This is a genomic window from Streptomyces sp. NPDC127108 (assembly GCF_042677545.1).
In the GTDB taxonomy this organism is placed as follows: Bacteria; Actinomycetota; Actinomycetes; order Streptomycetales; family Streptomycetaceae; genus Streptomyces.
The window spans coordinates 1-10,716 of record NZ_JBHXTE010000091.1 but is presented as its reverse complement, the minus strand read 5'-3'; the positions used below and the strand labels follow the sequence as shown (position 1 = coordinate 10,716).

Annotated in this window: 5 protein-coding genes; 3 read left to right on the top strand and 2 right to left on the bottom strand. The window is 73.2% G+C overall.

From position 1 onward, the window contains the following. The first annotated feature begins 790 nt into the window (after positions 1 to 790). Both ACFVHO_RS40145 and ACFVHO_RS40140 read left to right on the top strand, forming a co-directional pair. On the top strand, positions 791 to 3,055 hold the full coding sequence (locus tag ACFVHO_RS40145; protein ID WP_385725486.1) for a phage holin family protein: 2,265 nt from the start codon (positions 791 to 793) through the stop codon (positions 3,053 to 3,055). A gap of 84 nt (positions 3,056 to 3,139) precedes the next feature. Next, positions 3,140 to 4,552, top strand: coding sequence for an amino acid permease (locus tag ACFVHO_RS40140; protein ID WP_385725485.1), 1,413 nt, complete (start codon positions 3,140 to 3,142; stop codon positions 4,550 to 4,552). A gap of 15 nt (positions 4,553 to 4,567) precedes the next feature. On the opposite strand, the gene ACFVHO_RS40135 is transcribed toward ACFVHO_RS40140, so the two are convergent. Together ACFVHO_RS40135 and ACFVHO_RS40130 are read right to left on the bottom strand one after the other, a co-directional pair. Further along, positions 4,568 to 6,196, bottom strand: coding sequence for a DUF6345 domain-containing protein (locus tag ACFVHO_RS40135; RefSeq protein ID WP_385725484.1), 1,629 nt, complete (start codon positions 6,194 to 6,196; stop codon positions 4,568 to 4,570). A gap of 329 nt (positions 6,197 to 6,525) precedes the next feature. Beyond that, complete coding sequence (locus tag ACFVHO_RS40130) at positions 6,526 to 9,813, bottom strand: S8 family serine peptidase (RefSeq protein WP_385725487.1); 3,288 nt, start codon at positions 9,811 to 9,813, stop codon at positions 6,526 to 6,528. A 349-nt stretch (positions 9,814 to 10,162) separates the two neighbouring features. On the opposite strand from ACFVHO_RS40130, the gene ACFVHO_RS40125 reads away from it, so the two are divergent. After that, positions 10,163 to 10,588 (top strand): OsmC family protein, encoded by a 426-nt coding sequence (locus ACFVHO_RS40125; protein WP_289944193.1) that lies wholly within the window; start codon positions 10,163 to 10,165, stop codon positions 10,586 to 10,588. Positions 10,589 to 10,716 lie beyond the last annotated feature (128 nt).

Here is a 10,716-nt window from a genome sequence, read left to right as displayed (position 1 = left end):
GTGACTCTCGCCGCCCCGTGCGCCCTCGCGCTCTACCCAACCGCCGCTTCGCGGCGGTTGTCCCACCCGCCCGCCCGTGACACTCGTCCCCGGGTGGCCCCCGTCGGCCGGCCCGGTCGGTGGCGGTCGTCGAGGTCGTGCGTCCTGGGCGGCAGCCCCGCTCGCCGCGGCAGCCGTCCCGCCGCTTCGCGGCGGTTTCCCCCACCCGCCCGCCCGTGACACCCGTCCCCGGGTGGCCCTCGACGGCCGCCCCGGTCAGTGGCGGCTGCCGTCCCCGTGACCCCTGGGTAGCAGCCCCGGTGCCCGTGAGGCCCGGGGCCTTCGGGTGGTGGGGGCTATTGATCGGTGGGGTGCGGCGGGTTCGAGAGTTACGGGTGGGCGGGTGGGAGAGTCTGTCGCGGAGCGACAGGGGTTGCCGTGGTTGAACGGGGGGCTTCGGTACCGGCTTTCGTGAGGCCGGGGTCTGGGGTGGTGGGTGCTGCTGGGCGGTGGGGTGCGGCGGGTCCGGGAGTTATGGGTGGGCGGGTGGGAGAGGCTGCCGCGGAGCGGCAGGGGTTGCCGGGGGTGAGTGGGGGGCTGTGCCTGTTCTCGGGGTCGGCTTTCGTGAGGTCGGGGCTGCCCGTCGGTGGGGTGCGGCGGGGGCGAGGGGCACGGGTGGGCGGGTGGGGAGTCCGGCGCGGAGCGGCGGGAGTTGCCGGGGCCTGGGCCTGGGCCGGGGCCTGGGCCTGGGCCTGGGCCGGGGCCGGGGCCGGGGGAGGGGGGCTTGGGCCGGGACGTCCGGTCGAGGCCCATGGCCTGTGACACGCTGGGGGCAAGGTCAGAGCATGTGAGGTGGGCAGACGCGGTGCGCGATGGGCGATGGCGGGCAGTGGGACGCGCCCTGTGGCGTGTGATCGCGGTGTGGGCGGTGAGCACCGTCACGATGCTCGTCCTCGCCGGCATCCTCCCGGACTTCAAGCTCCAGTCGGACGACGGCGACAGCGCCACCCGCATCGCGATCACCGCGGCCCTGGGCGCGGGCGCCTTCGGCCTGCTCTCGGCCCTGGTGTGGCCGCTGCTCGTACGCGCGCTGCTCCTCGTACCCGCCCTCGTCCTCGGCCTGCTCAACTTCTTCCTCAACGGGTCACTTCTCCTGCTCGCCCTGCGCCTCATCCCGGACGGCCGCGGCGACGCCAACGCCGAGACCGCCGTGGTCGTAGCCGCCGTGATGTCGGCCGTCGCCTCCGCGACCGGCGGCGCCCTCGCCGTCCGCGACGACGACGCCTACCGCCGCCGGCTGTACCGCCTCGCCGACCGAAGACGCCGCCGCGCCGACAGCGCCCACGGCCCCGCCACCCCGGGAATCCTCTTCCTCCAGCTCGACGGCGTCGGCCACGACGTCCTCCGCGACGCCGTCCGCAAGGGCCTCATGCCGACCGTCGCCCGCTGGCTCGGCGAGACCGGGACCGGGACCGGGAGCCGAGGCGGGAGCGGGGGCGGCACAGGCAGCTCGCACCCCACCCACCGCCTCACCCCTTGGCGCACCGACTGGTCCAGCCAGACCGGCGCCAGCCAGCTCGCCATCCTGCACGGCAGCAACTTCGACGTCCCCGCCTTCCGCTGGTACGAGAAGGACACCGGCGAGGTGATGGTGTCCAACCGCCCCGCCTCCGCGGTCGAGCTGCAGCGTCGCGCCGTCGCCCGCACCGGCGACCCGGGCCTGCTCGCCGACGACGGCGCGAGCCGCGGCAACCTGTTCAGCGGCGGCGCCGACCAACTCGCCCTCGTCCTGTCGATGGCCGCGCGGCGCGGCAAGCGGAACCGCTCCCGCGCCGGGTACTTCGCCTACTTCTCCGACCCCGCCAACGCCGTCCGTACCGCCCTCTCCTTCGTCGCCGAGGTCGGCCGCGAGATCGGCGAGTCCACCCGCGCCCGGCTCCGCAAGCGCCGCCCCCGGGTGAGCCGCGGCGGCCTCTACCCCTTCATCCGCGCCTTCGCCACCGTCGTCGAGCGCGACGTCGTGGTCGCCGCCGTCATCGGCGACATGCTCGCCGGGCGCGCCGCCGTCTACGCCGACCTCGTCGCCTACGACGAGGTCGCCCACCACTCGGGGCCCACCAGCGGCGACGCCGAGCGGGTGCTGCGCCGCCTGGACCGCTCCCTCGCCCTCATCGAGCAGGTCGCCGACCACGCGCCCCGGCTCTACCGCATCGTGCTCCTCTCCGACCACGGTCAGAGCCCCGGCGAGACCTTCCGCGCCCGCTACGGCCTGTCCCTGGCCGACCTGGTGCGGGCCGGGTGCGGACTGCCCGTGCCCCGCAGGGCGCGGCGTACGCACAGCGGTGCCGAGGCCCGCTCGGCGGTGCGGGCCGCCCTGCGCCGCCCCGTCGAGGAGGGCGCGGGCGAGCACCGCCCCGGCCGCCGCGCCGAGCCGATCGTCCTCGCCTCCGGCAACCTCGGCCTCGTCTCCTTCCCCGACGTGCACCACCGCATGACCCGCGAGGAGATCGACCGCCGCCACCCGGCACTCCTGCCGACCCTCGCCAACCACCCCGGCGTCGGCTTCCTGCTCGTCCGCAGCGCCGAGCACGGTCCGCTCGTCCTCGGCGCGCGCGGCGCGGAGCTCCGCCTCGACGAGGACGGTTCCGGCGACCCCGGCAGCCCCGGCCCCCTCGACGACTTCGGTCCCGGCGCCGCCGACGCCGTGCGCCGCACCGACTCCTTCCCGCACACCGCCGACATCATGGTCAACTCCTGGTACGACCCCGAGGACGGCGAAGTCCTCGCCTTCGAGGAGCAGATCGGCTCCCACGGGGGGCTCGGCGGCGCCCAGTCCCGCCCGTTCCTGATGTCACCGCTCGCGCTGTCCCCGGCCGTCCCGGACGGCGGCGAGCTCGTCGGCGCGGAGGCCGTGCACGCCGTACTGCGGCGTTGGCGGGAGGAGGAGTGCGGGCACGGGGGGCGGGCGAAGGCCGCGGTGACCGCTGCCGACCCCGCGGACGATTGCCTTCCGCAGGCCCCGCCTCCCACAGCTTTTCCGGCCGCCGACCACGCCGTACAGGACAAAAGTTCTTGATTTTGCGCAGCGTGTGCCGTGCCCGACCATGGGCGGGCCCCCGGCGATCCCGGGCGCACGGCACAACGAGAGGCGCACCACCCCATGCACGACACCGGAACCGTTTCCTCGTCGGCTCCGGCCCCTGACCTGGGGGAACCCCGCACCGGTGAGCACCACGACGCGGAGCCCCACGGCAGTGACAAGCACGCCCGCCGCTTCGGGCTCCCCGTCGCCACGTGCCTCGTCATGGGGAACATCATCGGCGGCGGCATCTTCCTGCTGCCCGCCTCCGTCGCGCCGTTCGGCACGATCAGCCTCGTCGCGTTCGCCGTGCTCACGGCGGGTGCGATCTGTCTGGCGCTGGTCTTCGGGCGGCTCGCGCACCGTGACCCGCGCACCGGCGGACCGTATGTGTACGCGCGGGCCGCGTTCGGCGACTTCGCGGGGTTCCTCGCCGCCTGGTCGTACTGGATCACGACGTGGGTGTCGAACGCGGCGCTCGCCGTCGCCGCCGTCGGCTATCTCGACGTGCTGATACCGGTGGCGGACCACAAGTGGACCGCCTGCCTGGCCGCGCTGACGCTGCAACTGCTTCCCGCGCTCGCCAACCTCGCCGGGACCCGCTACGTCGGCGCCGTCCAACTCGTCGCCACCGTCCTGAAGTTCCTGCCGCTGCTGCTCGTCGCCTTCGGCGGTCTCTTCTTCTTCGACAGCGCGAACCTGGGGCCGTTCCGGGCGGGCGACGAGAGCCCCGTCGGCGCGGTGTCCGCGTCCGCCGCGATCCTGCTCTTCTCGTACCTGGGCGTGGAGTCCGCCGCCGTCAGCGCCGGTGAGGTGCGCGACCCCCGGCGCAACGTCGGGCGCGCCACCGTCCTCGGCACCCTCGGCGCCGCCCTCGTCTACCTCCTGGGCACCCTCGCCGTGTTCGGGACGGTCGCGCACGACAAGCTCGTGGCCTCATCGGCGCCGTTCTCGGACGCCGTGAACGCCATGTTCGGCGGCTCCTGGGGCGGTACGGCCGTGGCGATCGCCGCGCTCGTGTCGATGGTCGGCGCCCTCAACGGATGGACGCTCCTGAGCGCCCAGGCGCCCTACGCCGCCGCGCGCGACGGGCTCTTCCCGAGCGCGTTCGCACGCAAGCGGCGCGGTGTGCCGACCGTCGGCGTCGTGGTCACCGTCGTCCTCGCCTCGCTGCTCACGGTCTACAACTACACGGCCGGTCCGGCGGGCGTCTTCGAGGTCCTCGTGCTCGTCACCACGTTCACCGCCACCGTGCCGTACCTCCTCGCCACCGCCGCGCAGATCTACTTCCTCGCCTCCGGGCAGGGCGAGCGCGTGCACCGGGGGCAGCTGGTGCGGGACGCGGTCCTCGCCGCGCTCGCGTTCGGCTTCTCGATGTGGCTGGTCGCGGGCGCCGGGTACGCGGCCGTCTACCAGGGCGTGCTGTTCCTCTTCGTGGGTGTCCTCCTGTACGCGTGGATGGCGGCCCGCAAACAGCGGACCGCCACCCGGTAGACGCCTCCCGAACCGTTACCGCGCCAGCGGAGCCGTCACCCAGCGCTGCGTCCTGACGCCGTCCTCGGGGCCGATCTCGATCAGCTTGCGGGCGGCCGGGTACGCCTCGTTGCCCTCGATCTCATAGCCCACCTGGAACGTGCCCGGCACGTCCCTGACCTCGGGCCGCTGCTCCCGCGACACGGCCGACGGGTAGTCGGCGCCGGCCTCGGCGGCGCGGACCGCCAGCTCCGCGAGCAGCCGCTCCTGGGCGGCGTCGAGCGCCTCTCGCGGGTCACGCGGGGCCGGTGCCTCGGCGCCCTCGGCTCCGGGCGGCGTCACGAGGGCGCCGGCCTCGCGCGTCGCGCCGGTCGCCGTACGCGTGGACAGCTGCGCCTGCACGACCGTGCCGTCGTTGTCGAGGCCGACCCGGATCACACCGCGGTCCGGCGTGATGACCGGGACGCCGCCGAAGGCCTGTCGGAACGTGACGTGGGTCTGCAGCGACACCGGCGACCCGATCTCCGCGCCGTCCTTCGTGCCGGAGTTCTGCATCAGGTCGTGCACGCTGTCGACGACCAGTTCGGCCCCGTCGGCGTGCTGCTCGGCGAAGGCACGCGCCAGCTCGACGGCGCGGTCGGTGGGCAGCGCCGTCGTGTTGCGGTGGTTGGGCTCGGCGAGGCGCACCCAGCGCACCGCGTGCGGGCCGGTGGACGCGACGCGGTCCCCGGAGGTGGCGCTGAGGACGCCCTGCCGCTCGACCTGCACCTCTTCGAGGGCCGCCGTCGGGAAGCTCGCGATCCGGCCCGCCTCGGCCAGCTCGGAGCTCGGGTCGCGCGGTGCCAGCTGGATCACCTGCGGGCTGTCCGGGACGGCGGTGAGCTGCTCGGCGAGCGACTCACGGGCGTTGTACCAGCGCCACGCGTACCAGTTGTCCGACACGGCGTCGCGGTAGAAGTTCCGCTCCGTGTTGAGGCGGTTCACGGCCTCGGCCTGGGTGGCGCCGACCGCGCACACGGACGGGGCCTGGTTCTTGTGGATGTCCCAGCTCGCGTTCAGCCAGGCGTCGCAGTACGTCTGCCCGGACCGCCACTTGTCCCAGAACTTCCGGCCGTAGTCCGGGTGGTCGATGCTGGTGGTCTCGAAGCCGAAGAGCATCCGGAAGCCGAGGTTCGGCCCGGCCCAGGTGCGGATCGGGGAGTGCCCGGAGAGGACCCGCAGCGAGAAGCAGGTCGACCAGAAGATGTACCGGCACTTCTCGTTGCCGAGCGCCATCCGGTTGGAGGTCGCCGTGGTGCGCCCGTCCCAGGCGGCGCCGAGCGGCGCGTAGAAGACGCCGTTGCCGTCCATGTCGCCGTGGCCCGAGTGGTACACGGCGCACACCGCGTCCATCCCGTAGCGGTCCTGCCAGTTGTCGTAGGTCTCCTCGTACGCCCAGACCTGCACGCCCCCGTCGGCGAACCAGAAGTTGCGGTCGTAGAACTGCTGGAGGTACGCCAGCCAGCCGGTGGCGTCCTCGTGGGTGTAGAACAGCGGCGACGCGTTGGCGAACTTCTCGATGCTGAACGCGCCCCACCAGCCGAACGTCGAGTCCCGGTCTCCGGCAGCGGTGGGCTTCTCGGGCTCCAGTGGCGACGGACCCCGGTCCGTGTAGATCATGCGCATGCCTAACCCCCTGAGTGGTCTCCCCGATGTGCCCGGGCGCAGATGTGCCCGGGCGCCTGCGCCGCGCAGCCGTCACGTGGCTGAGTCCGCACGGTCGAGGGGCCTAAAAGTGTCACCGCGTGGGGGCCTTGCCCAGTTGCCATTCCGGCCATTGGTGCCTGGTACCGCGCATGTCGCGTGCCCCACGCGCCCCGGTGGCGAGGGCGCGTGGGGTGGTACGGGGCCGGGTGTGCGAGGGGGGTCGGCGCACGGGACCGAACGCGCCGCGGTGCCTCACTGTTCGTACCGCACCCCGTGCACCAGCGCGGCCCCCTCGAACACCCCTGGTGCTACTTGCCGTAGTACGCGTGGTAGACCGACACGGTCGACTTGTTGCCCTTCCTGTCGGTGATCTTGGCGTGGAAGGAGATGCCCTTGCCCGCGGCCGGGTTCTTGACCGTGACGCGGCCGTCGGTGACCTTGAGCTCCTCCCAGTGGCGGCCGTAGTCGTAACTGGCGTACACGTGCAGCGACTTCAGGTTCGCCCCGGCCGCCGCGCCCTGCACGGTCACCGGCATCCGCTGCTTCTCGCCCGCGGGCGCCCGGCTGGTCAGGTCCAGCTCGGGCGCGAACCGGGCGGTGGACACCGGGAGTTCCTTCGGGCCGCCCCGCTTGGAGCGGAACGTCCAGGAGGCGTCGACGCGGGTGGAGGCCGCCGAGAGGGTGACGGAGCGCTTCACGGAGGTGGTCAGCCGGTACGAGGCGTCCGCGGCCGGGACGGTGAAGGCCCCGTCCTCGCCCGTGAGCGGGTCCTCGTTGGCGCCGATCCTCGTTCCGTCGCGGTACAGCTCCGTCTTCGCCGACGTGAGGTCCGTCCAGCCGATGTTGCCCTTCCCGTCGGCGAACAGCGGCAGCTCGCCGTACAGCTTCGAACCGTCGCGGAACACGCCCGCGCCCGAGCCGACGCGCGGGCCGAACACGCCGACGCCGAACGCCTCCTGATAGCTGCGGCCCGCCTTGTAGGCGCGCGGCTCCGGGAACCGGTAGTAGCTCTCGATGAGCGGGTTGCCCTCCTCATCGACGCCGCCGTACTGCTCGAAGCCGAGGTCCCACTTCACCTTGCCGAGCGCCGACAGATGCAGCGTCTTGGTGCGCGGCAGCTTCTGCACCGGCGGGATCATGGAGATGCCGCCCGCCTCCGGGAGGTATCCCGCCGCGCTCAGGCTGCCCGTCTTGCGCACCGACGACGCACCCATCTTCACCTTCACGGTCGCGAAGTCGGCGGGCTTGAGGTGCTTGACGTAGCCGGTGGCGAGCTTGGTCACCTTGCCGCCGAGGAGCATCTCGTACGCGGTATCGGCGCCCTTGCGCCAGGTGCCGAGCCACTGCTGGCCGAGGCCGCTCGGCACCGCGGGGCCGAGGTGCGCGGTGCGCATGTTCTGGAAGGCGTTGACGCGCAGGGCGCCCATCTCGTAGCCCTCGTACGTGTAGCGCACGTCCATGAAGGCGAGCTTCGCGTCGCGGTCAGGGACGGTGATGTCGACGGGCTTGGCCTTGCGGGCGTCGAGCGTGACCGTCAGCTTCTTGTCGACGGTCAGCTTGGGCCGGACCAGCCAGTCGACGCCCTTGTCCCCGTTCTGCGGATCGACGTAGACCGCGGAGTCCAGGAGGTAACTCCCCTTGGCCACACGGACCTTGACGGTGCCGGACGGGTCGTGCGGGAAGTGGTTCGTGCCGGCGTCCGCGCCGGTGATCGCCGACAGCATCGTCTCGTGGTGCGGCGTGGGCCGCCCGTCACGGCCGATCGACTTCAGCGTCACGTCGTACGACTCGACCTCCCGCTGCACCGCGGCGGCCGTGCGGACGCTCTGGCCGCCGCCGGTCGCCACCACGTACGCGGAGTAGGCGCCGTCGACCGCGCCGCCCAGGCGCGTGTCGGTGGTCAGGTCGACGGAGGCCGTGCCGCCCGCGGGGACGGTGACCTTCTTCGCGCCGAGGGCGAAGAACCCGGCGGGCGCCGGACGTCCCTTCGGGTCGAGGGCCGACACCGTCAGGTCGAGGGTGACGTCCTTCGCGCCGAGGTTCCTGTAGGTGACCTTCTTGGTGACGGGCTTGTCGTCGGTGTGCGGCCACAGCTGGGTGCCGTAGTTGAGGGACACCGGGTCCGCGTACACGGTCTGCTTGATGGCCCGGTCGACGGCGATGCGGCCCGAACCCTGCTGGAACGCGGTGTACTTGCCGCCCTTGGTGGACGCGGTGAGCGCGCCCTTCAGCTCGGGCTGCTTCCAGTCGGGGTGCTGCTGCTTGAGGAGGGCGGCGGCACCGGCCGCGTGCGGGGTCGCCATCGAGGTGCCGGAGATCGTCAGATAGCCCTCGGGCTTCTGGCCGACCTCCTTCTCTATCTCGCTGCCGGGCGCGGCGGCCGCGGTGATGTCGACACCGGGCGCGGTCACGTCCGGCTTGACGGCGCCGTCACCGGCGCGCGGGCCCTGGCTGGAGAAGTCCGCCAGCTTGTCGTTGTCGTCGACCGCGCCGACGGTCAGCGCCGCTTCCGCGCTGCCGGGGGAGTTGACGGACCCCGGATCCCCGGCGTTGCCCGCCGCGACGGCGAACAGGATGCCCTTCTCGGCGGAGACCTTGTTGATCGCGGCCTCCATCGGGTCGACGCCGGGCGTGTCACCCCCGCCGAGGCTCATGTTGACCACGTCGGCGCCCTCGGCGGCGGCCCAGTCGATGCCCGCGATGATCTCCGAGTCGCTGCCCCTGCCGTCGTCGCCGAGGACCTTGCCGTTCAGGACCTTGGCGCCGGGCGCGACGCCCTTGTACGCGGCGTTCTTGGTGCCGGTGCCCGCCGCGATGGACGCCACGTGCGTGCCGTGCCCGTAACGGTCCTTGGTGTCGGGTGACGGCGTGAAGTTCTTGTCCCCGACGACCTGTTCCTTGAGGTCGGGATGGGTGGCGTCGACGCCGGTGTCCAGGACGGCGATCTTGACGCCCTTGCCGTCGTACCCGGCCTCCCAGGCCTTCGGCACGCCGATCTGCTTGACGGACTTGTCCAGGGTCACCTGCCGGACGCCGTCCAGCCACAGATGGCCGACCCCGGTGGTCGTGGTGCCCCGCTCGTCGGTGAGCGCCTTCCACAGCGCCGCCGCGTCCCGCTCCGGCGTCGTCACGGCGTCCGCGTTCAGCGACGTGAAGGTGCGGCGGACCGCGGTGTCACCGGCCGCGCGCACCCCGGCGCGGGCGTCGCGGGCCGCGGTGCCCCGATAGCCGACGATGAGCTTGAGGCCGTTCTTCTGGGCCTCGCGGTTCGCCTTCCGGCTCAGCTCCGTGACGTCGAACAGGCGCTGGTCGACCTTGCCCGCCGTGACGAGCCGCTGCGCGTCGTACGGCAGGACCAGTGTGTGCCCGGCGAAGGTGCGGGTGCGCACGGGTATGTGCTCGCGCCCCTTTGCGGGCCTGAATCCGGTGACCCGCCCCTTGTCGTCGACGGTCACCCGGTCACCGGTGACCAGGGTGATGCGGTGCCCGGCGCCCGGCTTCACGGCGGCCCCGCCCGCGCTCCGGTCGATGGCGGCCGTGCCGGTGCCCCGGCTGTCCGGCGCGCGGTCCTGGTCCGCGGCCGCCGGGCCCGTCATGCCCGCAGCCAGCGCCACGGCCGCCGCCGCGGCGACGGTCGCCGCGTACGCTCTTCGCCGCCGGGGCGCCCCGCCCGCCCCTCGGCCGTCCGTCGTTCCCTCGGTGTGATGGTGCAACGTGTCCCTCACGATCGTCGCGTCCTGGCCGAGGCGCTCGGTCGTGCGCCTCAACTCAGTCCTTCAGACGCGTGGTTGAGGCCATTGCGTTGCGCGGCGCACCCGGGACGTGCGGGGCGGTCCCGGATCGGGCCGTCCCTCCTTCGGCCGCGCACGGCCGCCCGGCGCGCGGACCGGCCCCGGAGTGTGATCGGATGGACCCCAAGGAACTTCACCGAAGGGATTTGGCATCGTGGCTACCACGCGCTCCGCACACACGGTCTGGGAAGGCAGCCTGACCGAGGGCTCCGGCACCGTGACCTTCGACTCCTCGGGCATCGGGCAGCAGGCCGTCTCCTGGCCGTCCCGCGCCGAGCAGGCGAACGGCAAGACCAGCCCGGAGGAGCTCATCGCCGCCGCGCACTCCAGCTGCTTCTCCATGGCCCTCTCGCACGGCCTCACCGGCGCGGGCACCCCGCCCACCAAGCTCGTCACGTCCGCCGACGTGACCTTCCAGCCGGGCACGGGCATCACGGGCATCCACCTCACCGTCGAGGGCGAGGTGCCCGGCCTCGACGAGGCCGCCTTCGTCTCGGCCGCCGAGGACGCCAAGGCCAACTGCCCGGTCAGCCAGGCGCTCACGGGCACGACGATCACGCTCTCGGCCAAGCTGGCCTGAGCCCCCGCACGACCGCGGCGGGGGCGCCCCCCCGGGGCCCCCGGGGGGCGGGGCCCCCAGGACGGCCCCCCGCCCCCCCCCCCCCCCCCCCCCCCCCCCCCCCCCCCCCCCCACCCCGGCATATAAAA